The sequence below is a fragment of the Sphaerisporangium sp. TRM90804 genome (genome assembly GCF_029846175.1).
GTDB lineage: Bacteria > Actinomycetota > Actinomycetes > Streptosporangiales > Streptosporangiaceae > Sphaerisporangium.
Genome location: NZ_JARWAC010000011.1, coordinates 114310 through 140950, shown reverse-complemented (window position 1 = coordinate 140950; position 26641 = coordinate 114310). Strand labels below are relative to the sequence as shown.

Genomic DNA, 26641 nt, shown 5'->3' with positions numbered 1-26641 from the left:
TATCAGGGGCACGGGTCCCGGTAGGGGAGGCCCGGGAGGTGGCGCTCCCATTCGGCGGGGGTAAGCGTTTGGCCGACGCGGGCGCACACGGTGGCCGCGATCCGCCCGGGGTCGACGAGGACGTCCCGGAGGACGCCCGCGTCGTCGACGGTGTGGATCACCGTACCGCTCGCGTCGAAAGCCGCCGACTTGAAGTAGGAGGCACCACCCGCGAAGGGGACTCCTAGCCTGGCCGAGGTCGCGACATCCAACAGCTGTACGCTCCGGTCTCCGCCGATGGACGCCGCCACGTCCCCGCGAGGAGAGAAGAGGATCTGGTCCGAGTCCGGTATGGCGGAGACCGATCCCTTCCGCTCCCCGGTGCGCACGTCGAAGAAGGCGAGCCCGCGCGGCAGGTGCATCGCGATGGTGTGCCCGTCGGGGCTGAAGGCGAGTGTCACCGAAGGGCTCCGCACCCGCGACGGTCCGAGGGCCTGACCGGTCTCCCTTCCCGTCGAAAGGTCCAGCAGGCGGTTGGATCGGCCTGGCTCTCCGCGACCATCGTGCTCCCCGGCCGGAAGACGACCTCGACCTCGCCGACGCGCCCGATGGACCTGCTCCATCGCGCCTGTCGCACGTCCCATATGAGCAGCCGCGCGCGCGACGGGTCGACGACGGCCGACACGCCGATCGCGAGCGTGGCGCCGTCAGGCGCCATGGCGAGGGAATGCGGGTACCACATGTCAGGGATGGGGATCTTGGCAACCCGCGTACGTCTCGTGGTGTCCCACAGGCTCACGTAGTCCCGGCTTCTTCCGTCGGTGAAGGCGAGCAGGCCGCCGTCGCCGCTGAACGCGGGGTCCCGGATCATGCTGTCGGCCTCCATCGGCAACGGGGTGCCGACGACCCGCCCGCGCGGGTCTCGCAGCATCATGGCGCGCGAGCCCGCCTTGTGGGTCACCAGCAGACGTCCGTCCGGACTGAAGAGTTCGGTGTCGGGCACCGGGCCGGGAAGGCGGACCGGGTCGAGCAGGCCGGTGACGTCGAGGCTCACCACGGTGGCGTCGGCGAGGTACCGCAGGGTCGTCCCGTCGAAGCCGACCGCATCCGTCGCGACGGGCTGGTCCAGGAGCACTTGGGCGTCGGACACGCGGATGAGCCGCAGGCGCGCCGGTCCGGTGGCGGCGAGGAGGCGGCCGTCCGGACTGAACCAGAGGCGGTCCACCGATTCCAGATCTGAGACCGGCCCGCTCGCGAGCGTCCTGCCGGTGCGCACGTCCACCAGCGAGATCCTCGAAGCGGTCACGCACGCCAGGGTCTGCTCGTCTGGGCTGAACGCCACCATCAGCGCCTTTGCCGTGCACTCGTCCGTGTCATGCCACCAGTCAACGGGGGTTGTCCCTCCGTGACGGCTTGCCGCAGACTGGGGCCTTCGACGTATTCGCTCACGATGTAGGGCTTCGGCGCGTCCACGTCGACGGCGAGCACCCGCGCGGTGCAGAACGGCGCCACCCGCCGCGCGGCGGCGGCCTCCTTCGCGAACCTGTTCCGCACCTGCCCCCGCGCGACGGCGTCGCCGTGCAACACCTTGACGGCGACCCGCGTCCCGCTGGCGTCGTAAGCCTCGAACACCACCCCCTGCCCGCCCGCCCCAAGACGACCGGCCGTCCAGAACCCTCCCACCTGCGCCGGGTCCCCAGGCACCAACGGCGAAACGGACGCCATGCGCTCTCCCCCCACCATCGGCTACCACGTTAGATGCCGGCGAAGACAGCGGAGTTGTGACGACTTCCCCCCTGAAGGTCCCTCTCGCGTCAGTGTCGATCGTCGGCGAAGGCCTCATGCGGATCGAGGAGCTGACCTTGCGTGTACTCCTCGCCGAAGGCGGCCGGGCCGAGCGCCTCGGTGGCGGCGGCGCGCACCTTGGCGAGGTCGGCCGCGTCGTCGGGGTCCGGTACCTGGCCGAGCGACGTGAACGCGCCGTCCGCGACCCCGGCCAGCCGCGCCGCCCGCGCGTGATCGCCCTCCGCCGAGGCCAGCGCGGCGCCCGCCACGCAGACGTACGGCACGAAATCAGCCCAGCCGTTGCGGAACACCCGTTCACGTCCCTCGGCGAAGAGCTTCCGCGCCACGTCGAGGTTGCCCAGACCCAGCTCACAGAACGCGAGGTTGTGGTACTCGGAGTTGACCATCTTGGGCTGGCCGAGCGCCTCGTTGAGGGCGATGCTCTCCTGGTACAGATCACGAGCGCGGAGCAGGTCGCCCGACATGCGCGCCACGGCGGCCAGCACGTGCCTCGGCCGTTCCTCAAGGCTCCGGTCACCGGAGCGCAGCGCGACCGCGAGCGCCTCGCGAGCCCGGGCCTCTCCGCCCGGCAGGTCACCACCGCGGATCGCGACCCGGGCCAGGCTGTACCGGGCCTCCACCTCACCCGCCGGATCGCCGGCCGCCTGAGCCCGCTCGATCTCGGCCTCACTCATGCGCACCACGGCATCGCTCTCACCGCGCCGGAAAGCCGAGCGCACGTCGTCACTGAAGTTCATATCGGCACTCCCGGGGCGAGCGAGTACACGTGCTTCGGGGCGCGCCCACGGTCGTCACCCGCGTGGCTCGCGCTCTGGGCGTCACCAGCAGCGATCCGCTTGATCTGCTCACACGCCTCATCAGGCAGCCGAAGCCGTGTCTCAGCCACACGACCGACGGTACCAATTCCTGGTGCCACCAGCGCCACCGCACCGGTTCCCCTGTGCCGCTTCACGTCGTGGAAGGTTTGCGATCAGGTCACGAAGGCGGCCGAGGGGCCTCACGTTGAGTAGCCTCACCGGCATGGCCCTTGCCTCGATTCCGAGCCCTCCCGAAGGGGTCTGGTACCTCGGAATCATCCCGATCCGGGCTTACGCACTGTGCTTCATCGTCGCGATCGCCTTCGGCGTCTGGCTCAGCGAGCGCCGCTGGCGCGCCCGCGGCGGCGAGAAGGGCACGATCAGCGACATCGCCGTCCCTGGAGTGATCTTCGGGCTGGTCGGCGCTCGCGTCTACCACGTCATCACCGACTGGCAGACCTACTTCGGCCCGCGCGCGATCAAGGAGCCCTACCAGGCGCTGTTCATCTGGGAGGGCGGGCTCAGCATCTGGGGCGCGGTCGCCCTGGGAGGCGTGGGCGTGTGGCTGGCGTGCCGCCGCCGGGGGCTGTCCCTGGGCGCCGTGGCCGACACGGTCGCGCCCGGCATCGCGTTCGGGCAGGCGATCGCCCGCTGGGGCAACTGGTTCAACCAGGAGCTGTACGGCAGTCCCACCACGTTGCCGTGGGGCCTGGAGATCGACCAGGCGCACGGCGGCGAGCCGGGCGTGCTCTACCACCCGACGTTCCTGTACGAGTCTCTGTGGACCACGGCGCTCGGTTTCGCGCTGATCCTGGCCGGCAGCCGGTTCACCCATGGCCGCCTGTTCGCCCTCTACGTCGCCGGCTACACGTTCGGGCGGTTCTGGATCGAGGGCCTGCGGATCGACCCGGTGGGCGGAGTGGACCACGCGGTGACGCTCCTGGGGCTGCGGATCAACCAGTGGACCTCGATCGTGCTGTTCGCCGGCGCGTTGGTCTACCTCTGGGTGACGCGCCACAAGGACACCGAACAGATCGCGGTGCCGGCCTCACACCACAGTGCCTCGCACGAGGAGAACGGCGGGCAGGCCCCCGATCCCGACGGGAGCACCTGACTCGACGGCGGCACCGCTTCGCCGCTCTCGGCGTCGCCGACATCCTGACCGCCGGGGTCTGTCCGGCCTACGCCGGCGAGCGGTCACAGGGCCACCTCGGCGGCGGCCTCGCCCGCCGCGTCCAGCGTGAAGGTCGCCGACCTCCCGGCCGCGGACACCTCGTAGTCGCCGAGGAACCCGCTGAACCGCACGCGGCCGTCATCGTCGGTGACCAGCGTCGTGGGCGGGAGCCACCACTCGCCCTTGATCAGCGAGTGCAGCGCGTCGTACGCCGGCTTCGGCGTGCCGTCGGCATGGACGAAGCCACCCGGGGCGCCGAGCCAGCCGCCGTCCTGGAAGCCCCAGTAGGTCGACGCCTCCACGGCCGCGTGCGACAGCAGCGTCCGGTAGTGGCGGGAGATCTCGTCGGCCTGCCGGGCCTCGCCCTCCGGCGTCGACGGCCATTCGGGGACCTGGTAGTCGTTCAGGTCGACGATCTCCTCCGGCATGAGGTGCCCGGACACGATCGTCGTCTCGGTGAAGTGGATCGGCAGCCCATACCTGGCGAAGCGGTCGATGACGGCGAGGGTCTTCTCCTCCCCCCAGTAGCCCTGGTGCATGTGGCTCTGCAGCCCGAGCACGTCGATCCGGATGCCCGCCTCAAGGACGCCCTCGATCAGGCACTCGTACGCGGCCGACATGTCGAAGTCGTTCAGCAGCAGCGTCGCCGTCGGATCGGCCTCCCGTGCCGCCTCGAAGACCATCCTGATCATCGGGATGCGGCCCATCTCGCGGCAGATGCGGGTGATGCCGTTGTCGTACTTGTCGAAGATCGGCATGATGACGACCTCGTTGATGACGTCCCACATGTCGACGACCCCGGCGAAGTCGGTCATCTCTCGTTTGATCCGGGCGACCTGCTCGCGGGCGATCGCGTCGTTCGGCAGTTCCATCAGCCAGTCGGCGCTCACGGTGTGCCAGGCCAGCGGGTGGCCCTTCACCAGGAGCCCCCGGTCCCGAAACCAGTGCGCGAGCTTCAGCATCCGCTCGGTCTCCGGCCTGCCACGCTCGGGCTCGAACCGGCCCCAGTAGAAGGGCAGCGTGGTGAAGTTGAACAGGTCGAGAAAGCGACCGGCGAGCCGTTCGTCCTGGGGGACGGCGGGATCGCCGGGCGAGCCACCGTCGTCCGCCCTCGGCGGGACGAGGTCTCCGCCGGTACAGCCGAACAGAAACCGGTGGTCGCGCTGCGCGACGACCACCTCCCGCCCCGCGAACGGCTCTCCGCCCGCCGTGAGGCTGAGCGTGGCGTCGGCGATCCGGCGCCTGAGGGACGGATCGGCGGTGAAAGCGCCAGCATGTGACGTCATGCCCGCCATTGTGATGGCCCACACCGACAGATCCCGGGATCATCGTGTCGGATCCGTCCCGCCAGATCCCGGGAGGGGGCCGCCGGGGACGCCGTCAGTTCGTCTCCGCCGGAGCGCCCGCCCGAGCTCGACCCGACCGGACCGGTGCCTCGCGCTCGGCGAATGCCGACTCTCCACGCACGACGGAGGTGGGGTCCCCCCAACGCCAAGCGCGCGCCGACCGGCTGGAAGCCGGCCTGAGGCGATCAGGATCGGGCCGGGTCGTTCGGCGGGTCCGCCCGGTCGGGCAGGAAGATCTCTTCGATGGTCAGGTTGAAGACGTCGGCGATCGTGAACGCCAAGGGCAGGCTGGGGTCGTACCGCTCGGTCTCGATGGCGTTGATGGCCTGTCGGGAGACTTGGCACCGGTCGGCCAGGGCGACCTGGCTCCACCGGCGGGCTCACAGTTCGCGCACGGTCTGGTGGCATCCGACCGGGCACACATCGATCCACGGCGGCCTTCCCGCCCGCCCGTGAACTCCCGGTCCAACCCTGGCACCCCGCGCGCGCCGCTCCTGGCCACCCGTCCAAGACGTCGGCGAAATGACTCTGGCAGGCACTTACCTGCCCGACCGCCTGGTCCTACCGGGCTGGTGGCCGCATGAGTACGCGCCACACCCGGATGGGTGGCCCTTGGCTCCATCGATCGAGCCTCGCCGGCCGTCACGCCGATGGGGCGACTGACGCCTATGCGCCTATGCCGCAGTAGCCGTTGGGTACCTCGTGCACATACGGCTGGTGGTAGCGATTCACTGCAGGCCCCGGATGGCGATCGTGCGTCGTGCGTTCGCCGGTCATCACCGGCGTGGCTTGCGGAGCCGCTGTGCCAGATCGGGGATATCCTCCAACTCCCCTGCCGCCACGGCGAGGACCACTCTTTCGGCTTCCTCCACGTCCCGGTACTCCAGGACTTCCCCGTTGTCTTAAAGGAAGGCGACGGCCACCGCCCAGCCGAGTCGCTTGTTGCCGTCGACCAGCGGATGTTTGATCAGGATGCTCCGCATCAGGGCAGCCGCCTTCTCCCACAGATCCGGGTAGGCGTCAGCACCGAACACGGTGGTCTGCGGGCGGAGCACCGCGGCATGCAGCTCGTAATACCGCCTCAGCGATCTTCCGGTCTCAGCCACAGCACGGGCTGTGACACAGGATGTTGCCTGTACTCGGATTGCCAGGGAAGCGGCCGTCACGGTCGGCCACGACATATGCGGCAGATCTGCCACGGACGGTGCGGCAGATCTGCCACGCGGATGGGTGGGGCGCCCCTACTCTTGACCTTGTGGACATCGATGAGCTGACAGTCTTCCCACGGCGCGCAGAAGACATGGCCGCGGAGGCGCTCGCCGACACTCGGGTTGTGGTGATCAACGGTGCTCGGCAAGTCGGTAAGAGCACTCTGGCTCAGGGGATCGCGCGAAGGACGCGGGGATCTCGAGAGCTATACCTGGATCAGGCGGCTGTACGTGCGGCGGCGCGACAAGATCCAGACGGGATCGTCCGTCATGACGGGCTTCTTCTCATCGATGAGATCCAGCGCGTGCCCGACCTGCTTCTCTCCATCAAGCGCGAAGTAGATGCCGATCCGCGGCCTGGGCGCTTCCTGCTGACCGGCTCGGCCCGGCTCCTGGGACTCCGCGATCTTCCAGACGCCCTTCCGGGCCGATCCGAGACGATCGAGCTGTGGCCGCTGTCCCAGGGGGAGATCGAGCGGAGTGCGGACGGGTTCGTCGATTCGGCGTTCCTCAACGGTCCTGACCTCAAGGTTCCGAGATCCCGGTTGCGGCGAGCCGACTACTTGAATCGCGCTTTGAGAGGTGGTTATCCAGAGGCGGTTCACCGCCCCACACATCGCAGAAGGGCACGCTTCTTCGAGTCCTACATCTCAGACCTGATCAATCGGGACGTAAGACTGATATCTGACATCGAGCGTCCGACCGACATGCGGCGCCTCCTCAACGTCCTTTGCGGTCGGATGGCAGGACTGGCGGTCATCGACAACCTCAGCCGCGACCTCGGGCTGCCTCGCAACACCGTGAAGCGCTACGTCGACCTGCTCGACCTCGTCTATGTCGTCAGGCGCATTCCGGCTTGGTCGTCCAACGCGACCACACGCGCCATAGCGACGCCGAAACTTCTCGTGGTCGACTCCGGGCTGGGAGCGCACCTCGCGGGCCTCACGCCAGCCCGGACCACCGACATAACCGCGCCCGTCGGGCCGCTACTGGAGAACTTCGTCCTCGGTGAGCTCGCCCGTCAGCTGACCTGGTCGGAGGAACCGGCACGCCTCTACCACTACCGCGACCGGGACAACGTTGAGGTGGACGGCATTCTAGAACGAGCCTCCGGCGAAGTCATCGGCATCGAAGTCAAGGCGGCAGAAACCGTACGCGCCGACGACTTCAGGGGACTCCAGCACCTGGCTCGTAAACTCGGCGACCGTCTGATCGCTGGATACGTCCTCTACGCGGGCCAGGAAACACTCCCTTTCGGGGAGCGGATGCGCGCCCTTCCGTTGTCGGCTCTATGGGAAGCCACCGCGGACGCCTGACCAATCGAATTCAGGCCCGCCGGCGCCGTCGGGCGCCCCGCCAAGCACACATGACTGCGGGCCGCACCGGGACGTGGTGCGGCCCGCGACAGAGCTGGTCAGGCCTCGCCGGTGGTCAGGCCTATGGGGCAGCTGACGCCGGTGCCGCCTGTGCCGCAGTAGCCGTGGGGGACCTTGTAGAGGTACTGCTGGTGGTAACACTTCACTTCAAGCAGCAGACGCCGCCATCCGCCAGACCCAACACCCTCGCGCTATCCAGCGGTTCGTTGGATCCGTCTTGGACCTCTCGGGAGATCCGCCATAGCGTGAGCCGGCAAATCTGTGCCACGTCGGAGACTGACAGAGCAGGATGGCGCTTGGAAGCGGGACACCAAAGCGGGAAGGCACAGAGACCCGCCCGAGGTAAGCGTTCGCGCTTACACTTGGGTCATGGCGCATGACGATCCCGGAGGCGACGTCCAGGAACCCTCCCTAGAGGAGCCGCAGCTACCGCGGCATCTGGCCGCTCTTGTCGGTGCGCTTCACGGACCTTCTGATCTTGCCGCACGCCATGACAACTACCTGACCTACCCTCATCACGAGGAGTCGGGCGGGGCGGCCACCGCGTGATCCTCTGCGACACCGGGCCACTCGTCGCCGCGTTCAACAAGTCGGACAACGACCATGCCCGCTGCGTACGTTTCCTCGCTCGGAACTGGACCCGCCTGGTCGTCCCGTCCTTGGCCGTGACAGAGATCTGTCACTTGCTTACGGACCCGGTGCGCCGGGGCAGCTTCGCTCTGGCCGCTGAATTCTGCGCGGCGATCGCAGACGACGAACTCCGTGTCATCGAAGTCACTCCACACGACTACCGTCGCATGTCCGAGCTACTCATGACCTACGCTTCACTCCGGCTGCAAGCAGTCGACGCCTGCGTGATCGCCCTCGCGGAACGGTTCGATCTCCGCGAGGTGGCCACTCTGGATCGTCGTGACTATCTGATCGTCGCTCCCCGCCACCTGCCCAAGGGGCAGCGACTCACGATCTTGCCGAACGACTGACCGCCGTCGACATGTATGGCAAGCGATCTGTCCATCAGCAAGATGCCGAGACCATCACTGCAAAACAACTTCGGTAGACCCCAGGCAACGAGAACCCTACGCTGAGCGTGGGCCGCCCCGGGGACGACCCACGGCTCGTGGTCAGGCCTCGCCGGTGGTCAGGCCTATGGGGCAGCTGACGCCGGTGCCGCCTATGCCGCAGTAGCCGTTGGGGACCTTGTAGAGGTACTGCTGGTGGTAGTCCTCCGCAAAGTGGTACTCGGGGGCCGGGGTGATCTCTGTGGTGATCTTGTCGTAGCCGGCCTGGGTGAGGACCTGCTGGTAGGCGTCGCGGGAGGCGTGGGCGGACTTCTCCTGCTGGGGGCCGTGGGTGTAGATGGCGGAGCGGTACTGGCTGCCGACGTCGTTGCCCTGGCGCATGCCCTGGGTGGGGTCGTGGGCCTCCCAGAAGACCTTCAGCAGCTCCTCGTAGGAGATCTTGGCGGGGTCGAAGACCACCCGGACGACCTCGGCGTGGCCGGTGCGGCCGGAGCAGACCTCTTCGTAGGTGGGGTTGGGGGTGTAGCCGCCCTGGTAGCCGACGGACGTCGTGAAGACGCCAGGGGTCTGCCAGAACTTGCGCTCGGCGCCCCAGAAGCAGCCGAGGCCGAACTCGGCGATCTCGGTGCCCTCGGGGTAGGGCCCGGCGAGCGGGGCGTCGAGGACGGCGTGCCGCTCGGGCACCGGCATCTTCTCCGCGCGACCGGGAAGGGCCTCCTCTGGGGTCACCATGGACGCCTTGCTTCCGTAGAGCCAGCCCATCACGCACCTCCGTCAGACAGCGTTGCAGTCACCCTCAACCATCGTAGGGGCCCGCTTGTTCCTCAAATAAGCTTTGCTTAACGGTCCGGCAAGGCTTACTTATTTGTGGTTAAGGCTGCGAGCAGCGAAGATAGGCCCCATGCCTGATTCGCGACGCGGCGTCCTGTATGGCGTTGCCGCCTACACCATATGGGGTCTCTTCCCGCTCTACTGGCCGCTGCTGAAGCCGTCCAGTGCGGTGGAGATCCTCGCACACCGGGTGGTGTGGTCGCTCGTCGCGGTCGTCGCCGTGCTGGTCGTACGGCGGCACTGGTCGTGGTTCCGGGGGCTCGCCCGCGAGCCGCGCAAGCTGGCGCTGCTCGCCCTCGCCGCCGCGCTGGTCTCGGTGAACTGGGGCGTGTACATCTACGCGGTGAACGCCGGCCACGTCGTGGAGTCGGCGCTCGGCTACTTCATCAACCCCCTCGTGAGCGTGCTGTTCGGGGTGCTGATCTTCCGTGAGCGGCTGCGACCGTGGCAGTGGGCCGCCGTGGGCCTCGGCGCCCTGGCGGTCATCGTGCTCACCGTGGACCACGGCCGGCCGCCGTGGGTCGCGCTCACGCTCGCGATGAGCTTCGGCAGCTACGGGCTGGTGAAGAAGACCGCCAACGTCGGAGCGGCCGAGAGCCTGACCGTGGAGACGCTGGTGCTGCTCCTGCCCGCACTGGGCTACCTGGCGTTCCTGAGCGCCCAGGGCACCTCCACGTTCGGCGACCACGGGGTGGGGCACGCCGCGCTGCTGGCCGGGGCCGGGCTGGTGACGGCGATCCCGCTGATGTTCTTCACCTCCGCCGCGATCCGCGTGCCGCTGACCGTACTGGGACTTCTGCAGTACATCGCGCCCATCCTGCAGTTCCTCTGCGGCCTGCTCGTCTTCCACGAGGTGATGCCGGCCAGCCGCTGGGCGGGCTTCGTGATCATCTGGCTCGCGCTCGCCGTCTTCTCCTGGGAGGGCCTGCGCCACGCCCGTCAGGTCAGGCGGGCGCACCGGGCCGCACCGGCCTTCGAGACCGCCTGAGACACGGCCCTCACCGCCGGACGGGCCCCGGCGCTGCCCTCATCGCCGGACGAGTGCCGTCGCGGCCCTCGCCGCTGGACGCGAGGCCCTCACCGCCGGACGGGCGCCGGTCAGCCGGAGCGGTCGGCTACGTAGTCGCAGAGGGCCAGGAAGGCCTCCCGGGCCGGGATGTCGGGCAGCGCCGCCAGGTCGACGCGGGCGCGCTCGACCCACGACATGAGCTCCGCGCGGGCACGCTCCATGGCCGGGTTGGCGCGCAGCCGCGTCACCGCCTCCTCGACGTCCCGCTCGGGCACCGGCCCCGCGAGCAGCTCGCGCAGCCGCGCGTCGGCGGGGTCGGAGGAGGCGAGCACGTACAGGACGGGCAGGGTGCGGATACCCTCACGCAGGTCGGTGCCCGGGGTCTTGCCGCTCTCCCCCGCCGACGAGGCCACGTCCAGCAGGTCGTCCCCGAGCTGCCAGGCCACGCCGATCGCCTCGCAGGCGCGGGTCAGCCGCTCGGCGACGTCGGACGGCGCGCCGGCGAGCATCGCGCCGAACCGGCCGGCGGTGGCGATCAGCGAGCCGGTCTTGTCGGCCAGCACGTCGATGTAGTGCGTGACGGCGTCCACGCCGGGCCGCGGGCCGATCGTCTCGCGGATCTGCCCGCGCACCAGCCGGGAGAACGTGCGCGCCTGGATGCGGACCAGCTCGGGCCCGAGGTCGGCGAGGATCTCCGACGCCTGGGCGAACAGGAAGTCCCCCGTGAGGATGGCCACCGTGTTGTCCCACCGGGCGTTGGCCGACGGCGAGCCACGGCGCACCCGGGCCTCGTCCATGACGTCGTCGTGGTAGAGCGTCGCCAGGTGCGTCAGCTCGATGACCACGGCGCCCGGGACGACGTCGGGCGCGCTGGGGTCGCCGAAGTGCGACGCCAGCAGCACGATCATCGCGCGGAAGCGCTTGCCGCCGGCCTCGATGAGGTGCTTGGACGCCTCCGCGACGAAGGCGTCCTCGCTGTCGGCGGACGTGCGGAGCAGCTTGTCGACGGCGTCGAGGCCGCTGGCGATGTCCGCTGCCAGCCCCTCGTCGATGAACGGCAGGTCGACTACGGGCGGCGCGGCCATACAGCACTACTCCTAACGGACGAACAACGACTGCGCGGCCGAGTGCGCGAGGTCGAGCACCGGCTGCGGGAAAACCCCGAGCACTACGGTAGCCGCAGCCGAAATCGCCACAACCGCCGCGGTACCGATGGTGGGCACCGCGATGGTCGGCCCCTCGGGGGCCGGGTCGCTGAAGAACATCAGGACGATGACGCGAACGTAGAAGAACGCGGCCATCGCGGAGGTCACGACACCGACGATGACCAGCCCGGTCGCGCCGCCGGCGACCGCGGGGGCGAAGACGGCGTACTTGCCGAAGAAGCCCGACGTGAGCGGGATGCCGGCGAAGGCGAGCAGGAAGAGCGCGAAGATGCCCGCCAGCGCGGGCGCCCGCTTGCCCAGGCCCGCCCACCGCGACAGGTGCCCGGCCTCGCCTCCGGCGTCCCTGACCATGGTGACCACCGCGAAGGCGCCGACCGTGGCGAAACCGTAGGTCACCAGGTAGAACAGGATGCCGGCGAGCGCCTGGGTGTTCTGCTCGGCGCCGCCGGTCGCGACCACCGCGGTCAACAGGAAGCCGGTGTGCGCGATCGACGAGTAGGCCAGCATGCGCTTGATGTCGGTCTGGGTGATCGCCAGGATCGCGCCGACGACCATCGTCAGGATGGCGACGGCCCACAGCACCGGCTGCCACTCGGTGTCGAGGTCGCCGAGCGCCACCCAGAAGACCCGCAGCAGCGCGCCGAAGGCCGCGATCAGCGTGCCGGACGCCATGAGCGCGGTGATCGGCGTGGGCGCGCCCTGGTACACGTCGGGCTTCCACGCCTGGAACGGCGCGGCGCCGATCTTGAACAGCAGGCCGACGCCGAGCATGGCCGTGCCGATGAACAGCAGGGCGTCCTGGCCGCCGACGTTGGCGAGCGCCTCCTGCACGGCCGCGAGGTCGACCGACCCGGCGAAGCCGTACAGCAGCGCCGTGCCGTACAGGAAGAACGCCGAGGAGAAGGCGCCGAGCAAGAAGTACTTCATCGCCGCCTCCTGCGAGAGCAGGCGGCGGCGCCGCGCCAGGCCGCACAGCAGGTACAGCGGTAGCGACATGACCTCAAGGGCCACGAACATGATCAGCAGGTCGTTGGAGGCCGGGAACAGCAGCATGCCGCCCACGGCGAACAGGACGAGCGGGTAGATCTCGGTGTGCGCCCCGCCGTCGCTGATCGCCTGGTCCTCCTCGGCGCTGCCGGGGACGGCGGAGGCCTGCGCGACGAAGTGGTCGTCGTCGTTGATCAGCAGCACGCTGACGATGGCCAGCAGCAGGATGGCGCCCCAGATGAACAGCGACGGCCCGTCGACGGCGATCGCGCCCATGGCGGCCGCCGAGCGCACGCCCTGGAGGCCCTGCCAGACGGTGAGCGCGAACGCGCCGGCCAGCGACAGGAGCGTGATCGGCATCTGGATGGACTTGCGCAGGTAGCGCGGCGTGAACGCCTCGACGAGCACGCCGACGATGGCCGCGCCGAAGACGAGGAGCATCGGCGCGAGCTCCCCGTACTCGATCGTCGGCGGATCGATGGCCACGGCGGAGAGCGCGCTCACTCGCCTGCCCCCTTCTGGTCAGCAGCCGCTGGTATGGCCGGGGTGAACTGCGGTGCCTGCACGCTCGTGAGCGTCTCCTGGACCGCCGGGTTGATCACGTCGAGCAGCGGCTTGGGGAAGAACCCGAAGCCGATGAGCAGCGCGATCAGCGGCGCCACCACGAACTTCTCGCGGAGGTTCAGGTCGGGGAACCCGCGGACCGACTCTGCCGTGGGACCGCCCATCATGCGCTGGTACATCCACAGGACGTAGACGGCTGCGAGCACCATGCCCGACAGGGCGATGATCGCCGGGACCGCGTAGCGCTCGAAGGTGCCGACCAGCACGAGGAACTCGCTGACGAACGTCGACAGGCCGGGCAGCGACAGCGACGACAGGCCGGCGACCAGGAAGGTGCCCGCCAGGACGGGCGCGACCTTCTGCACCCCCCCGTAGTCGGCGATGTACTGCGACCCGCGCCGGTGGATCAGGAAGCCCGCCAGCAGGAACAGGGCCCCGGTGGAGAACCCGTGGTTCACCATGTAGAGCGTGGCGCCCGCGCCGGCGTCGGCGGTCAGCGCGAACACGCCCATGGTGATGAAGCCGAAGTGCGAGATCGACGTGTAGGCGATGAGCCGCTTCATGTCGGTCTGTCCGATGGCCACGATCGCGCCGTACACGATGCCGATCACGCTGAGCGTGATGACCATCGGCGTGAAGAACTTGGCGGCGTCCGGGAACAGCTCCAGGCAGAAGCGCAGCATGCCGTAGGTGCCGACCTTGTCGAGCACGCCCACCAGCAGGACGGCGGCGCCGGCGGGCGCCTGCGCCGCGGCGTCGGGCAGCCAGGTGTGGAACGGCCAGAGCGGCGCCTTGACCGCGAAGGCGATGAAGAAGCCGAGGAACAGCCACTTCTGGGTGTTCGGGTCGGTGATGGCGCCGATCAGCTCGGGCTGCAGGAACGTGCCCTTGCCCGCGGAGGCGTAGAGCGCGATCACGGCCACCAGCATGAGCAGGCCGCCGAACAGCGAGTACAGCAGGAACTTGACCGCCGCGTACGACCGCTGCGCGCCGCCATAGGACCCGATCATGAAGTACATCGGGATCAGCATGGCTTCGAAGAAGACGTAGAACAGGAAGACGTCGGTCGCCGCGAAGACGCCGATCATCATCGCTTCGAGCACGAGGATCAGCGCGAAGTACGTCTTCACCGATCGCTTGGCGTCGGCCCGCTCGGCGTCGTGCCAGGAGGCCAGCACCACGATCGGCACCAGGACCACGGCCAGCGCGATCAGCACCAGGGCGATGCCGTCGACGGCGACGGCGTAGTGCACGCCGAACGCCGGGATCCACTGGTAGACCTCGCTGAACTGGTCGCGCGGGCCGCCGGCCTCGAACTGGAACGCCATGAGCAGCGTGAGCACCAGCACGACGAGCGACACCCCGAGGGTGAGCTGCTTGGCGAGCTTGGCGTTGCCCCGGGGCACCGCCGCGACCGCCAGCGCGCCCAGAACGGGCACGCCCATCAGGATTGAGAGCCAGGGCATCACAGGTTCCCTACGACGAACCATGCGCCGACCAGCAGGGCGGCGCCGAAGAATATCGACAAGGCGTACGACCGGACGAAGCCGGTCTGGACGCGGCGCAGGCGGCCGGACGTGCCGCCGACCAGGGCCGCGAGGCCGTTCACCACGCCGTCGACGCCGCGGTTGTCGAAGAACACCGCGAGGCGGGTGAGCCACTGGCCGGGGCGCATGAACAGCGCCTCGTTCAGGGCGTCGCCGTACAGGTCACGACGGGCGAAGACGGTGACGAAGGAACCGCGGGGCGCGACCTCGGGGACCGCGGCCCTGCCGTACCGCATCCACGCGAACACCACGCCGGCCGCGACGAGCGCGAGCGTGGTCAGGCCGGGGACGCTGAACGGGTGGAAGGTCGGCAGTTCCTCGGGCAGGCCGACGGCGGGCGCCAGGAACTGCATGAAGCGGTTGCCGACGATGAGGAACGCGCCGCCGAAGACCGAGCCGATCGACAGGATGATCAGCGGCCAGGTCATCACGGCGGGCGACTCGTGCGGGTGGGCGTCCTTGTCCCAGCGGCGCGTGCCGTGGAAGGTCATGAAGAACACCCGCGACATGTAGAAGCCGGTGATGCCCGCGCCCACCACGGCGAGCCAGCCCAGGATGGCGTTGTGCTCCATCGCGGTCTCGATGATGCCGTCCTTGGTCCAGTAGCCGGACAGCAGCGGGAAGCCGATGATCGCGAGGTAGCCGAGGCCGAAGGTGATCCAGGTGATCTTCATGACCGAGGCCAGGCCGCCGTACTTGCGCATGTCGACCTCGTCGTTCATGGCGTGCATGACCGAGCCGGCGCCGAGGAACATCGAGGCCTTGAAGAAGCCGTGCGCGATGAGGTGCGCGATGGCGAAGGCGTACCCGACCGGGCCGAGGCCCGCGGCGAGCATCATGTAACCGATCTGCGACATCGTGGATCCGGCCAGGGCCTTCTTGATGTCGTCCTTGGCGGTACCGATGATCGCACCGGCCAGCAGCGTGGCGACGCCGACGATGGTGACGACGAGCTGGGCGGTGGGCGCCCCTTCGAAGATCGCGCCGGACCGGACGACCAGGTAGACGCCGGCGGTGACCATGGTGGCCGCGTGGATGAGGGCCGAGACCGGGGTCGGGCCCTCCATCGCGTCCAGGAGCCACGACTGCAGCGGGAGCTGCGCCGACTTGCCGCACGCGCCGAGCAGCAGCGCCAGGCCGATCAGGGTCAGCGTGCCCTGCGAGGCCTGCGGGGCCGCGGCGAAGACCGGGCCGTAGGCGACGGTGCCGAACGTCGTGAAGATCACGAAGACGCCGAGCGCCAGGCCCATGTCGCCGACGCGGTTGACGATGAACGCCTTCTTGGCGGCGGCCGCGGCCGTCGGCTTGTGCTGCCAGAACCCGATGAGCAGGTAGGACGCCAGGCCCACGCCCTCCCAGCCGACGTACAGGCCGAGGTAGTTGTCGGCCAGCACGAGCAGGAGCATCGCCGCGATGAAGAGGTTCAGGTAGGCGAAGAACCGCCGGCGGTCGGGGTCGTGCGCCATGTAGCCGATCGAGTAGATGTGGATCAGCGACCCGACACCGGTGATCAGCAGGGCGAACGAGATCGACAGCGGGTCCAGCAGCAGACCCATCTTGACGTCGAACGCGGGGCCGGGGATGAAGTCGTACAACTCCACCAGACGCCGGCGCTGGTCGTCGCCGAGGCCGAGCAGGTCGAGGAAGACCAGCACGGCGACCACGAACGACGCCAGCGACATGCCCACGCCCAGCAGGTGACCCCAGCGGTCCGACCTGCGCCCTGCCAGCAGCAGGATCACCGAGCCCAGCAGGGGCAGGACGATCATCAGCCAGGAGGCGCCGACCACTCCACCGGAGTGCTGGACGATCTCAGCGGGTTCCACGGCCACCTCTTAGTACTTCAGCAGGTTGACGTCGTCCACCGACGCGGACCTGCGGGTTCGGAAGATCGTCACGATGATCGCGAGCCCCACGACGACCTCCGCGGCGGCCACGATCATCACGAAGAACGCGATGACCTGCCCCTCAAGGTTGCCGTGCTGGCGGGCGAAGGTGACGAAGGCCAGGTTGCAGGCGTTGAGCATGAGCTCCACGCACATGAACACCACGATGGCGTTGCGGCGCACCAGCACGCCCACGCCGCCGATGGCGAACAGCAGCGCGGAGAGCACCAGGTAGTGGGTGGTCACTTGCTCTCCTCCTCGGCACGGCCGTCGCGGCTCTCGGCGGCCGGGCCGGTGGTCTGCGCGGCCTTCGGCTTGTCGCCGGCGGGCGCCGCGGCCTCGGGCTCCTCTGCGACGCCCTGGACGACCTTCGGCTGCTCGGCGCGGGTGCCGCCCGCGGCGACGTTGCGGATCGCCTGCGCGAGCCGGGGGTTGTCCGGCAGCCTGCCGCCCTCGACGTCGTGCCGGGCGATGAACCGGTTGACCGACAGCTCCGAGACCGAGCCGTCGGGCAGCAGCGCGGGCATGTCGATCGCGTTGTGCCGGGCGTAGGTGCCGGGGCCGGGCAGCGGCGCGGGATGCCCGCCGAGGAACCGGGCGCGCGAAAGGTCCTTCTGCGTGGGCTTGGGCGCGCTGCGCTCGCGGTGCGCCAGCACCATCGCGCCGAGCGCGGCGGTGATGAGCAGCGCGGAGGTGATCTCGAACGCGAACACGTAGCGCGTGAAGATCAGGGCCGCGAGGGACGGCACGTTGCCGCCCTCGGTGGCGACCGCGCCGGCCAGCCCGGTGGGAGCGGCGAACGCGACGTTGCCGATGCCCGCGGCGAGCAGGACGGCGAAGCCGAGGCCCGCCACGAACGCCCAGAACCGCTGACCCCTGATCGTCTCGACCAGGGAGTCGGAGGAGTCGACGCCCACCAGCATGAGCACGAACAGGAACAGCATCATGACCGCGCCGGTGTAGACGATGATCTGCACCACGGCCAGGAACGGGGCGTCCTGCACGGCGTAGAGCGCCGCGAGCGAGAGCATCACCACGCCCAGCATGAGCGCGGAGTACACCGCCTTGCGGCTGAAGACGAGCCCGAACGCGGCGGTCACCGAGACGACCGCCAGCACCCAGAACGTGATGGTCTCACCCATTGCTGCGGCCCAACCGGTAGTAGTCCTCTTCGGTCTCGCCGAGCCGCATGGGGTGCGGCGGGGTCTCCATGCCCGGAGACAGCGGCGCGAGCAGCATCTCCTTGGTGTAGATCAGGCTCTCACGGCTGGAGTCGGCGAGCTCGTACTCGTTGGTCATCGTGAGCGCGCGTGTCGGGCACGCCTCGATGCACAGGCCGCACAGGATGCACCGCAGATAGTTGATCTGGTACGTCCTGCCGTACCGCTCCCCCGGCGAGTAGCGCTCGTCGTCGGTGTTGTCGGCGCCCTCCACGAAGATGGCGTCCGCGGGGCAGGCCCACGCGCACAGCTCGCAGCCGACGCACTTCTCGAGCCCGTCGGGCCACCGGTTCAGCTGGTGACGGCCGTGGAACCGGGGCGCGGTCGGCCGCTTCTCCTCGGGATACTGGACCGTCACCGGCTTCTTGAACATGTGGTGGAAGGTCACCCCGAACCCCTTCACGGGGTTCAGGAAATCAGTTAGTCCCACTGGGGACCTCCTTGCGTCCGTTGACGCCGTGGTAGTGCGGCAGGTCGAGCGCGGGCACCGGGAAGCCGCCGGCCGTGGGCTCCTCACCGAGCCGCTCGTACTCCTCGCGGACCCGTTCCTCCTGGGCCTCGCGACGGCGCTGGTTGACCGTGTCGAACCGGAAGTAGATCGCCAGGCACCCGACCACGACGACCGCCGCGATGACCAGCACCATCGTGCGCTGCGCGCCGGCCAGGTTCAGGGCGCGGACGGAGGCGACCAGGAGGATCCACGCCAGGTTCAGCGGGATCAGCACCTTCCAGCCGAAGGCCATGAGCTGGTCGTACCGGATACGCGGCAGCGAGGCGCGCACCCAGACGAAGAAGCCGAACAGCAGCACCAGCTTGACGAAGAACCACAGCATCGGCCACCAGCCGACGTTCGCGCCGTCCCACAGCGAGATGGGCCACGGCGCGTGCCAGCCGCCGAGGAAGAGCGTGATGCACAGCGCTGAGACGGTGAACACGTTGATGTACTCGCCGAGCTGGAACATCGCGAACTTCAGCGACGAGGAGTACTCGGTGTGGAAGCCGCCGACCAGCTCGCCCTCGCCCTCGGGCAGGTCGAAGGGGACGCGGTTGGTCTCACCCAGCATCGTGATCACGTAGATCAGGAACGACGGGATCAGCAGCACGGCGTACCAGGACGGCAACGGGATGTCGAGGCCGCCGAGCGCGAAGCTGCCGCCGGACGCCTGCTTGGCCACGATCTCTGACGTCGACAGCGTGCCCGCGAACAGGAACACCGCCACGAACGACAGGCCCATCGCGATCTCGTAGGAGATGACCTGGGCCGTGGAGCGCAGGCCGCCGAGCATGGCGTACGGCGAGCGCGAGCCCCACCCGGCGAGCACGATGCCGTACACGCCGATCGAGGCCATGGCCAGCACGAGCAGCACCGCCACCGGCAGGTCGGTGAGCTGCAGCGGCGTGCGGACGCCGAACATCGACACCATCGGGCCGAACGGGATGATCGAGAACGACAGGAACGCCGGCACCGCGATGACGATCGGCGCGAGCAGGTAGATCACCTTGTCGACGGTCCTCGGGAGGATGTCCTCCTTCAGGCCCATCTTGATGGCGTCGGCGATCGACTGCAGCAGGCCGAACTTGCCCGCGCGGTTGGGGCCGTAGCGGTGCTGCATCCGCGAGATGAGCTTGCGCTCGGTCCAAACGCCGAAGACCACGCCCAGCATCAGGAAGACGAAGATGAACAGCGCCTTGATGATGGTGATCCACAGAGGATCCTTGCCGAAGTCGGCCAAGCCGGGCACGTTCGGGTCGGCGAGAAGCATGCGCGGGGTCATTGGGCGCTCCCGATCTTGACGACGTCACCGGCCACGGCGCGCAGGTCGCGGGTCACCGAGCAGCCGGCGGAGTTCGACGGCACCCAGACGACCCGGTCGGGAAGATCGGCCACCCGTGCGGGCAGGGTGACCGTGCCGCCCTCCGTGGTGATCGTGACCTTACCGCCGTCGACGGCTCCGATCTCGGCGGCCGTGGATTCCGACACCAGGATCTCCACGGCGCGGCCGGTGCCGGCGAGGTAGGGCTCGCCGTCCTGGAGGCGGCCGGCGTCCAGCAGCAGGTGCCAGGTCGCCAGGACGGCCTCGCCGGCCGCCGGCTCGGCGTGCCCGCCGCCGGAGACGTTCGGCCCGGCGGCGCGCGGGCCGCGCCAGGCGCCGAGGGCGGTGAGCTCGCGGCGCGCGGCGGCGGGGTCGGGCAGGCCCAGGTGGACGTCCATGTGGTCGCCGATGGCGCTGATCGCCCGCAGGTCGCTGAGCACGCCGGGAACCTCGATGGCCCGCTCGAACGAGCGGCCGCGGCCCTCCCAGTCGACGAACGTGCCGCTCTTCTCGGAGACGGCCGCGACCGGCAGGACCACGTCGGCGCGGTCGGTGACGGCGCTGGCGCGGATCTCCAGCGAGACGATGAACGGGGTGTTCTCCAGGGCCGCGAGCGCCGCCTCGGGGTCGGGCAGGTCGTAGGGGTCGACTCCGCCGACGACCAGGGCGTCGATGTCGCCTTCGAGCGCGGCGGCCAGGATGCCCGCGGTGTCGCGTCCCGGCGTCTGCGGGACGGCCGAGACGTTCCAGGCGCGGGCGACCTCGGCGCGGGCGGCCTCGTCGGACACCGGGCGGCCGATGGGCAGCAGGCCGGGCAGCGCGCCGGCCTCGATCGCGCCGCGCTCGCCCGCGCGCCGGGGCACCCAGGCCAGGCGGGCGCCGGTGGCCGCGCTCAGGCGCAGGACGGCCGACAGGGCGCCGTGCGAGGTGGCCAGCCGCTCGCCGACCAGGATGATCGCGCCGGGCCGCCGCAGCGCCTCGGCGGAGGGCGTGGAGCCGGAGATCAGCTCGCCGATCGCCTCGGCCTCGGTGCCGGGCAGCGCGCGGATCAGCGTGCCGCCCATCTTGGCCAGGCTCTGGGTGGCGAACGGCGCGATCGCGAAGACCGGCAGACCCCGCTTGCGCCACGCCTTGCGCAGGCGCAGGTGGACGATCGGGGACTCCTCCTCGGGCTCGAACCCGGCCAGGAGCACGGCCGGGGCCTTCTCCAGGTCGGCGTAGGAGACCTCGATGCCCTTGCCGGCGACGGCGTGGGCGAGGAACTCGGCCTCTTCGTCCGACATCGGGCGGGCGCGGAAGTCGACGTCGTTGGTGCCGAGCGCGACGCGGGCGAACTTGGCGTAGGCGTAGGCGTCCTCGACCGTGACGCGGCCGCCGACCAGCACGCCGGCCCTGCCCCTGGCCCTGGCCAGCCCTTCGGCGGCGGCGGTGAGGGCCTCGGGCCAGGACGCCGGCCGCAGGTGGCCGGTCTCGTCGCGGACCAGCGGGCTGCGCAGGCGGTCGGGCGCGTTGGTGTAGGCGAACGCCCACCGGCCCTTGTCGCAGTTCCACTCCTCGTTGACCTGCGGGTCGTCCCCGGCCAGGCGGCGGGTGACCCGGCCGCGGCGGTGGTCGGTGCGCAGCTCGCACCCGCTCGCGCAGTGCTCACAGGCGCTCGGGGTCGACACGAGGTCGAACGGTCGGGCCCTGAAGCGGTACGCGGCGCCGGTGAGGGCGCCCACCGGGCAGATCTGGATGGTGTTGCCGGAGAAGTACGACTGGAACGGCTCGCCGTCGGCCACGCCGACCTGCTCGGCGGCGCCGCGCTCGAAGAAGTCGATGAGCGGGTCGCCGGCGATCTCGTCGGCGAAGCGGATGCAGCGGGCGCACTGGACGCACCGCTCGCGGTCGAGCAGCACCTCGGTAGAGAGCGGGATGGGCTTCTCGAAGGTGCGCTTCTCCTCCTGGAAGCGGGTCTCGCCCTGCCCGTTGGACATGGCCTGGTTCTGCAGGGGGCACTCGCCGCCCTTGTCGCAGACCGGGCAGTCGAGCGGGTGGTTCATGAGCAGCAGCTCCATGACCCCGCGCTGCGCCTTCTCGGCGACCGGCGAGGTGAGCTGCGTCTGCACGACCATGCCCTCGGTGCACACGATGGTGCAGGAGGCGGCCGGCTTGGGCATGCCCTCGATGGTGACCAGGCACTGCCGGCAGGCGCCCACCGGCTCCAGCAGCGGGTGGTCGCAGAAGCGCGGGATCTGGATGCCGAGCAGCTCGGCCGCCCGGATCAGCAGCGTGCCCTTGGGCACGGCGATCTGGAAGCCGTCGATGGTCAGGCTGACCATGTCGACGGGCTGCTCGACCTGTCCCTCCGAAGGTGTCTGAACGGTCATGCGCTGGCCCCCCACACGGTGGACGCCGCCGGGTCGAACGGGCATCCGCCGATCTCGAAGTGCTTGAGGTACTCGTCGCGGAAGTACTTCACCGAAGAATGGATCGGGCTGGTGGCGCCGTCGCCCAGGGCGCAGAACGAACGGCCCAGGATGTTGTCGGCGATGTCGGTGATGGTGGTGAGGTCCTCTTCGGTGCCCTGGCCCTTCTCGAGGCGCCGCAGCACCTGCTTGAGCCAGTGGGTCCCCTCCCGGCAGGGGGTGCACTTGCCGCAGGACTCGTGGGCGTAGAACTCGGTCCAGCGCATCACGGCCCGCACCACGCAGGTGGTGTCGTCGAAGATCTGCAGCGCCCGGGTGCCGAGCATAGAGCCCTTGGCGCCGACCGACTCGAAGTCGAGCGGCACGTCCAGGTGCTCGTCGGTGAAGATCGGGGTGGACGACCCGCCGGGCGTCCAGAACTTCAGCCGGTGCCCGGCCCGCACTCCGCCAGCCATGTCGAGCAGCTCGCGCAGCGTGATGCCGAGCGGCGCCTCGTACTGCCCGGGGCGGGTGACGTGCCCGCTCAGCGAGAAGATGCCGAAGCCCTTGGACTTCTCGGTGCCCATGCCCGCGAACCAGTCGGCGCCGTTGGCGACGATGCTGGGAACGCTGGCGATGGACTCGACGTTGTTGATGACGGTGGGACACGCGTAGAGGCCCGCGACGGCGGGGAAGGGGGGCTTGAGCCGAGGTTGGCCCCTGTAGCCCTCCAGCGAGTCGAGCAGCGCCGTCTCCTCGCCGCAGATGTAGGCGCCGGCGCCGATGTGCACGACCAGCTCAAGGTCGTAGCCGGAGCCGAAGATGTCGGTGCCGAGGTAGCCCTTCTCGTACGCCTCGCGGACGGCCGCCTGCACCCGGCGGATGACGTGGACGACCTCGCCGCGGATGTAGATGAACGCCTGGTTCGCGCGGATGGCGTACGCGGTGATGATGGCGCCCTCGACCAAGGCGTGCGGGTTGGCCATCATGAGCGGGATGTCCTTGCAGGTGCCCGGCTCCGACTCGTCGGCGTTGACGACGAGGTAGTGCGCCTTGCCGTCGCCCTGGGGGATGAACCCCCACTTCATGCCGGTCGGGAAGCCGGCGCCGCCGCGGCCGCGCAGCCCGGAGTCCTTGACGGCCTTGATGATGGCGTCGGGCTCCATGCCCAGCGCCTTCTTGGCAGCCGAGTACTCCCCGTACCCCTGGAGGGTGAAGGAGTCCGCCCGGTCCCAGTTCGCGGTGAGGACCGGAGTCAGGGTGGTCATTCCGAGGCCCCCTTCGGTGCCGTCCATCCGTTGGTCTTGGCGAGCTTCAGGCCCTCGACCGACGGGCCGGCCGCCGACGGGCCCTCGCCCGCCTGGCCGTCCGGCAGCCCCGCGAGCACACGCGAGACCTCCTTGAAGCTGCACAGGCGGTCGGGCCCGCGGGTGGGCCTGACCTCCTTGCCCGCGCGAAGGTCGTCCACGAGCCGCTTGGCCGACTCGGGGGTCTGGTTGTCGAAGAACTCCCAGTTGACCATCATGACCGGGGCGAAGTCGCAGGCGGCGTTGCACTCGATGCGCTCCAGCGACACCCGGCCGTCGGTGGTGGTGTCGCCGTTGCCGACGCCCACGTGCTCCGACAGCTCGTCCCAGATCTGGTCGCCGCCCATGACGGCGCACAGGGCGTTGATGCACACGCCCACGTGGTACTCGCCCACGGGCTTGCGCTTGTACATCGTGTAGAACGTCGAGACGCCCACGACCTCGGCCTTGGTCAGGCCGAGCATCTCGGCGCAGAACTCCTGCCCGGCGTCGGAGACGTAGCCGTCCTCGGCCTGCACCAGGTGCAGCAGGGGCAGCAGCGCGGAGCGGGTCTTCGGGTAGCGCCCGATGATCTCCTTGGCGTCGCGTTCGAGACGCTCGCGGACTTCCGGCGAATAGGTCGTCACCGGTCAACACCTCCCATGACCGGGTCGATGGACGCGACCGCGGCGATGACGTCGGCGACCATACCGCCTTCGCAGGTGGCGGGCACGGCCTGCAGGTTCGTGAAGGACGGGTCGCGGAAGTGCACGCGGTAGGGGCGGGTGCCCCCGTCGCTCACGACGTGCGCGCCCAACTCGCCCCGGGGCGACTCGACGGCGACGTACGCCTGCCCGGCCGGCACCCTGAAGCCCTCGGTCACCAGCTTGAAGTGGTGGATGAGCGCTTCCATCGAGGAGCTCATGATGTGGGCGATGTGGTCGGGCGAGTTGCCGAGGCCGTCCGGGCCGAGCGCGAGCTGCGCCGGCCAGCCGATCTTCTTGTCCTCGATCATCACCGGCTTGCCCTTGAGCTCGGAGCCGGAGAGCCGGTCGAGGCACTGGCTGATGATCTTGAGAGACTCCTCCATCTCGGCCACGCGCACCAGGTAGCGGCCGTAGACGTCGCAGGAGGTCTCGGTGGGCACCTCGAAGTCGTAGGTCTCGTACCCGCTGTAGGGCTGCGACTTGCGCAGGTCCCACGGCAGGCCCGCCGCCCGGAGCATCGGCCCGGTGATGCCGAGGGCCATGCAGCCGGTCAGGTCGAGGTAGGCGACGTCCTTGGTGCGCCGGGTGTAGGCCGGGTTGGCGTCCAGGAGCTTGCGCATCTCCTTGATGCGGCCGGGCATGATCTTCAGGAACTCGCCGATCTTGTCGACGGCGCCCGCGGGAAGGTCGACCGACACGCCGCCCGGCCGGACGTACGCCATGTTCATGCGCAGGCCGGTGATGTACTCGAACAGGTCGAGCACCAGCTCGCGCTCACGGAAGCCGAACAGCATGGGCGTGGTCGCGCCCAGCTCCAGGCCGAAGGTGGCGATCGCCACGAGGTGGGAGGAGATGCGGTTGAGCTCCATCATCATGACCCGGATGACCTGCGCGCGCTGCGGGACGCGGTCGGAGATGCCGAGCAGGTTCTCCACCGCCATGCAGTACGCCGCCTCGTTGAAGATCGGCGACAGGTAGTCCATGCGGGTGACGAACGTGACCCCCTGGGTCCACGTCCGGAACTCCATGTTCTTCTCGATGCCCGTGTGCAGGTAGCCGATCACCGTGCGGGCCTCGGTGACGTTCTCGCCGTCGAGGGTCAGCACGAGCCGGAGCACGCCGTGGGTCGACGGGTGCTGCGGGCCCATGTTGATGACCAGGCGCTCCTCGGAGGAGGAGGCGGCGCCGCGTACGACGTCGTCCCAGTCTTCGCCGTTGACGTTGTAGACCCTGCCCTCGGTGGCGGTGTCGTCGTGGGCGGTCTCGCCGCCGTGGATGGCGGTCATGCGTACGACCTCCTCTGGTCCGGCGCGGGGATGGTGGCGCCGCGGTACTCCACCGGGATGCCGCCGAGCGGGTAGTCCTTGCGCTGCGGGTGACCGTCCCAGTCGTCGGGCATCTCGATGCGGGTCAGCGCCGGATGGCCGTCGAAGACGATGCCGAAGAAGTCGTAGGTCTCGCGCTCGTGCCAGTCGTGCGTGGGGTAGACCGACACCGTGGACGGGATGTGCGGGTCGGCGTCGGGGCAGGACACCTCGACCCGTACCCGCCGGTTGAAGGTGATGGAGCACAGATGGTAGACCGCGTGCAGCTCGGCGCCGGCCTCCTCGGGGTAGTGCACGCCCGAGACGCCGAGCGACAGCTCGAAGCGCAGGGCGGGGTCGTCGCGCAGGTGCGACATGACCTCCGGCAGCCGCTCACGGGCCACGTGCAGCGTCAGCTCGCCGCGGTCGACGACCACGCGCTCGACCATGCCATCGAAGGAGTCGCCCGCGACGCGCTCCAGCGCGTCGGCGACCTCGTCGAAGTAGCCGCCGTAGGGCCGGGCGCTGGAGAGCTTGGGCGCCCGGCGCACGACCAGCCGGTTGTAGCCGGAGGTGTCGCCGGCGTCCGCGGCGCCGAACATGCCGCGGCGGGCGACGGGCTCCTGCGGGATGCCGGGAAGGTTGTCACTGCTCATTTGGAGGTCCCCTGATCGATGAGCGGAAGCGACCGCAGAGCCCGCAGCTCCAGCTCCTCGATCTGCTTGGCGCGGTGCGCGCCGAACTTCATGTTCTGGATCTTGTCGTGCAGCTTGACGATGGCGTCGATGAGCATCTCGGGGCGCGGCGGGCAGCCGGGCAGGTAGATGTCCACCGGCACGACGTGGTCGACGCCCTGCACGATCGCGTAGTTGTTGAACATGCCGCCGCTGGAGGCGCAGACGCCCATCGCGATGACCCACTTCGGCTCGGGCATCTGGTCGTAGATCTGCCGCAGCACCGGCGCCATCTTCTGCGAGAGCCGGCCGGCCACGATCATCAGGTCGGCCTGGCGGGGCGTGGCGGACGCGCGCTCCATGCCGAACCGGGCCAGGTCGTGGTTGGGGCCGCCGGTGGCCATCAGCTCGATGGCGCAGCAGGCCAGGCCGAACGTCGCCGGCCAGACGGAGTTCTTGCGCGCCCATCCGGCCGCCTGCTCCACCGTGGACAGGACGAACCCGCTCGGCAGTTTCTCTTCGAGACCCATATCAACGCTCCCTCTCGCGCGCCT

At 69.4% G+C, this 26641-nt stretch carries 25 protein-coding genes and 2 pseudogenes; 4 read left to right on the top strand and 23 right to left on the bottom strand.

Features of this window, described 5'->3' with window-relative positions; genetic code table 11:
- Positions 1 to 2: 2 nt before the first annotated feature.
- The 4 genes from PYR91_RS15490 to PYR91_RS15475 all read right to left on the bottom strand — a co-directional run bounded on the left by PYR91_RS15490 (position 3) and on the right by PYR91_RS15475 (position 2522).
- Positions 3 to 440, bottom strand: coding sequence for a hypothetical protein (locus PYR91_RS15490; protein ID WP_279780499.1), 438 nt, complete (start codon positions 438 to 440; stop codon positions 3 to 5).
- Positions 437 to 1321 (bottom strand): WD40 repeat domain-containing protein, encoded by an 885-nt coding sequence (locus PYR91_RS15485; protein WP_279780498.1) that lies wholly within the window; start codon positions 1319 to 1321, stop codon positions 437 to 439. Before PYR91_RS15485 ends, PYR91_RS15490 begins: the two co-directional genes overlap by 4 nt.
- A 2-nt stretch (positions 1322 to 1323) precedes the next feature.
- Complete coding sequence (locus tag PYR91_RS15480; RefSeq protein WP_279780497.1) at positions 1324 to 1704, bottom strand: protein kinase; 381 nt, start codon at positions 1702 to 1704, stop codon at positions 1324 to 1326.
- Positions 1705 to 1793: 89 nt separating this feature from the next.
- Positions 1794 to 2522, bottom strand: a complete 729-nt coding sequence (locus tag PYR91_RS15475) for a hypothetical protein (RefSeq protein ID WP_279780496.1) — start codon at positions 2520 to 2522, stop codon at positions 1794 to 1796.
- A gap of 283 nt (positions 2523 to 2805) precedes the next feature.
- On the opposite strand from PYR91_RS15475, the gene lgt reads away from it, so the two are divergent.
- A complete protein-coding gene (lgt, locus tag PYR91_RS15470) occupies positions 2806 to 3696 on the top strand; it encodes a prolipoprotein diacylglyceryl transferase (protein WP_279780495.1) in 891 nt (296 codons plus the stop codon).
- A gap of 83 nt (positions 3697 to 3779) precedes the next feature.
- Here lgt and PYR91_RS15465 read toward each other — a convergent pair whose 3' ends face one another.
- The 3 genes and pseudogenes from PYR91_RS15465 to PYR91_RS15455 all read right to left on the bottom strand — a co-directional run bounded on the left by PYR91_RS15465 (position 3780) and on the right by PYR91_RS15455 (position 6208).
- Complete coding sequence (locus tag PYR91_RS15465; RefSeq protein WP_279780494.1) at positions 3780 to 5042, bottom strand: endo-1,4-beta-xylanase; 1263 nt, start codon at positions 5040 to 5042, stop codon at positions 3780 to 3782.
- Between the two features lie 245 nt (positions 5043 to 5287).
- Positions 5288 to 5497, bottom strand: a pseudogene (locus PYR91_RS15460) (helix-turn-helix transcriptional regulator).
- Between the two features lie 507 nt (positions 5498 to 6004).
- A complete protein-coding gene (locus PYR91_RS15455; RefSeq protein WP_279780493.1) occupies positions 6005 to 6208 on the bottom strand; it encodes a Fic family protein in 204 nt (67 codons plus the stop codon).
- 149 nt (positions 6209 to 6357) lie between these two features.
- Here PYR91_RS15455 and PYR91_RS15450 point away from each other — a divergent pair, with 149 nt between their 5' ends.
- Positions 6358 to 7626 (top strand): ATP-binding protein, encoded by a 1269-nt coding sequence (locus tag PYR91_RS15450; RefSeq protein ID WP_279780492.1) that lies wholly within the window; start codon positions 6358 to 6360, stop codon positions 7624 to 7626.
- A gap of 98 nt (positions 7627 to 7724) precedes the next feature.
- Here PYR91_RS15450 and PYR91_RS15445 read toward each other — a convergent pair.
- Positions 7725 to 7829 (bottom strand): annotated as a pseudogene (locus PYR91_RS15445) (peptide-methionine (S)-S-oxide reductase); the annotation flags it as partial.
- A gap of 402 nt (positions 7830 to 8231) precedes the next feature.
- On the opposite strand from PYR91_RS15445, the gene PYR91_RS15440 reads away from it, so the two are divergent.
- Positions 8232 to 8666 (top strand): PIN domain-containing protein, encoded by a 435-nt coding sequence (locus tag PYR91_RS15440; protein ID WP_279780491.1) that lies wholly within the window; start codon positions 8232 to 8234, stop codon positions 8664 to 8666.
- Between the two features lie 141 nt (positions 8667 to 8807).
- Here PYR91_RS15440 and msrA read toward each other — a convergent pair whose 3' ends face one another.
- A complete protein-coding gene (gene msrA, locus PYR91_RS15435) occupies positions 8808 to 9467 on the bottom strand; it encodes a peptide-methionine (S)-S-oxide reductase MsrA (RefSeq protein ID WP_279780490.1) in 660 nt (219 codons plus the stop codon).
- Positions 9468 to 9606: 139 nt separating this feature from the next.
- On the opposite strand from msrA, the gene rarD reads away from it, so the two are divergent.
- Positions 9607 to 10524: an EamA family transporter RarD gene (gene rarD, locus PYR91_RS15430; RefSeq protein WP_279780489.1), complete on the top strand. Its 918-nt coding sequence runs from the start codon at positions 9607 to 9609 to the stop codon at positions 10522 to 10524.
- Between the two features lie 110 nt (positions 10525 to 10634).
- On the opposite strand, the gene PYR91_RS15425 is transcribed toward rarD, so the two are convergent.
- From PYR91_RS15425 to PYR91_RS15360, 14 genes are all read right to left on the bottom strand, one after another.
- Positions 10635 to 11630 carry a polyprenyl synthetase family protein gene (locus PYR91_RS15425; RefSeq protein WP_279780488.1) on the bottom strand — a complete coding sequence of 332 codons (996 nt, stop codon included), beginning with the start codon at positions 11628 to 11630 and terminating at the stop codon, positions 10635 to 10637.
- A gap of 12 nt (positions 11631 to 11642) precedes the next feature.
- Positions 11643 to 13202 (bottom strand): NADH-quinone oxidoreductase subunit NuoN, encoded by a 1560-nt coding sequence (gene nuoN, locus PYR91_RS15420; protein WP_279780487.1) that lies wholly within the window; start codon positions 13200 to 13202, stop codon positions 11643 to 11645.
- Positions 13199 to 14728, bottom strand: coding sequence for an NADH-quinone oxidoreductase subunit M (locus tag PYR91_RS15415; RefSeq protein ID WP_279780486.1), 1530 nt, complete (start codon positions 14726 to 14728; stop codon positions 13199 to 13201). Before PYR91_RS15415 ends, nuoN begins: the two co-directional genes overlap by 4 nt.
- Positions 14728 to 16578 (bottom strand): NADH-quinone oxidoreductase subunit L, encoded by a 1851-nt coding sequence (gene nuoL, locus PYR91_RS15410; protein ID WP_279780774.1) that lies wholly within the window; start codon positions 16576 to 16578, stop codon positions 14728 to 14730. Before nuoL ends, PYR91_RS15415 begins: the two co-directional genes overlap by 1 nt.
- 66 nt (positions 16579 to 16644) lie before the next feature.
- On the bottom strand, positions 16645 to 16941 hold the full coding sequence (gene nuoK / locus PYR91_RS15405; protein ID WP_184978609.1) for an NADH-quinone oxidoreductase subunit NuoK: 297 nt from the start codon (positions 16939 to 16941) through the stop codon (positions 16645 to 16647).
- Positions 16938 to 17837 (bottom strand): NADH-quinone oxidoreductase subunit J, encoded by a 900-nt coding sequence (locus tag PYR91_RS15400; protein ID WP_279780485.1) that lies wholly within the window; start codon positions 17835 to 17837, stop codon positions 16938 to 16940. Before PYR91_RS15400 ends, nuoK begins: the two co-directional genes overlap by 4 nt.
- A complete protein-coding gene (gene nuoI, locus PYR91_RS15395) occupies positions 17830 to 18345 on the bottom strand; it encodes an NADH-quinone oxidoreductase subunit NuoI (RefSeq protein WP_279780484.1) in 516 nt (171 codons plus the stop codon). Before nuoI ends, PYR91_RS15400 begins: the two co-directional genes overlap by 8 nt.
- A complete protein-coding gene (gene nuoH / locus PYR91_RS15390) occupies positions 18332 to 19690 on the bottom strand; it encodes an NADH-quinone oxidoreductase subunit NuoH (RefSeq protein ID WP_279780483.1) in 1359 nt (452 codons plus the stop codon). The genes nuoI and nuoH overlap by 14 nt, the downstream gene beginning before the upstream one ends.
- Positions 19687 to 22098 carry an NADH-quinone oxidoreductase subunit G gene (locus PYR91_RS15385; protein WP_279780482.1) on the bottom strand — a complete coding sequence of 804 codons (2412 nt, stop codon included), beginning with the start codon at positions 22096 to 22098 and terminating at the stop codon, positions 19687 to 19689. Before PYR91_RS15385 ends, nuoH begins: the two co-directional genes overlap by 4 nt.
- On the bottom strand, positions 22095 to 23384 hold the full coding sequence (gene nuoF / locus PYR91_RS15380; protein ID WP_279780481.1) for an NADH-quinone oxidoreductase subunit NuoF: 1290 nt from the start codon (positions 23382 to 23384) through the stop codon (positions 22095 to 22097). The genes PYR91_RS15385 and nuoF overlap by 4 nt, the downstream gene beginning before the upstream one ends.
- The gene (gene nuoE / locus PYR91_RS15375; RefSeq protein ID WP_279780480.1) at positions 23381 to 24049 is read right to left on the bottom strand and encodes an NADH-quinone oxidoreductase subunit NuoE; all 669 of its coding nucleotides are present in this window, start codon (positions 24047 to 24049) and stop codon (positions 23381 to 23383) included. The genes nuoF and nuoE overlap by 4 nt, the downstream gene beginning before the upstream one ends.
- Entirely contained in the window at positions 24046 to 25395 is a 1350-nt protein-coding gene (locus PYR91_RS15370; protein WP_279780479.1) for an NADH-quinone oxidoreductase subunit D, read from the bottom strand. The genes nuoE and PYR91_RS15370 overlap by 4 nt, the downstream gene beginning before the upstream one ends.
- The gene (locus PYR91_RS15365; RefSeq protein WP_279780478.1) at positions 25392 to 26069 is read right to left on the bottom strand and encodes an NADH-quinone oxidoreductase subunit C; all 678 of its coding nucleotides are present in this window, start codon (positions 26067 to 26069) and stop codon (positions 25392 to 25394) included. The genes PYR91_RS15370 and PYR91_RS15365 overlap by 4 nt, the downstream gene beginning before the upstream one ends.
- A complete protein-coding gene (locus tag PYR91_RS15360) occupies positions 26066 to 26617 on the bottom strand; it encodes an NADH-quinone oxidoreductase subunit B (protein WP_279780477.1) in 552 nt (183 codons plus the stop codon). The genes PYR91_RS15365 and PYR91_RS15360 overlap by 4 nt, the downstream gene beginning before the upstream one ends.
- Positions 26618 to 26641: the final 24 nt, after the last annotated feature.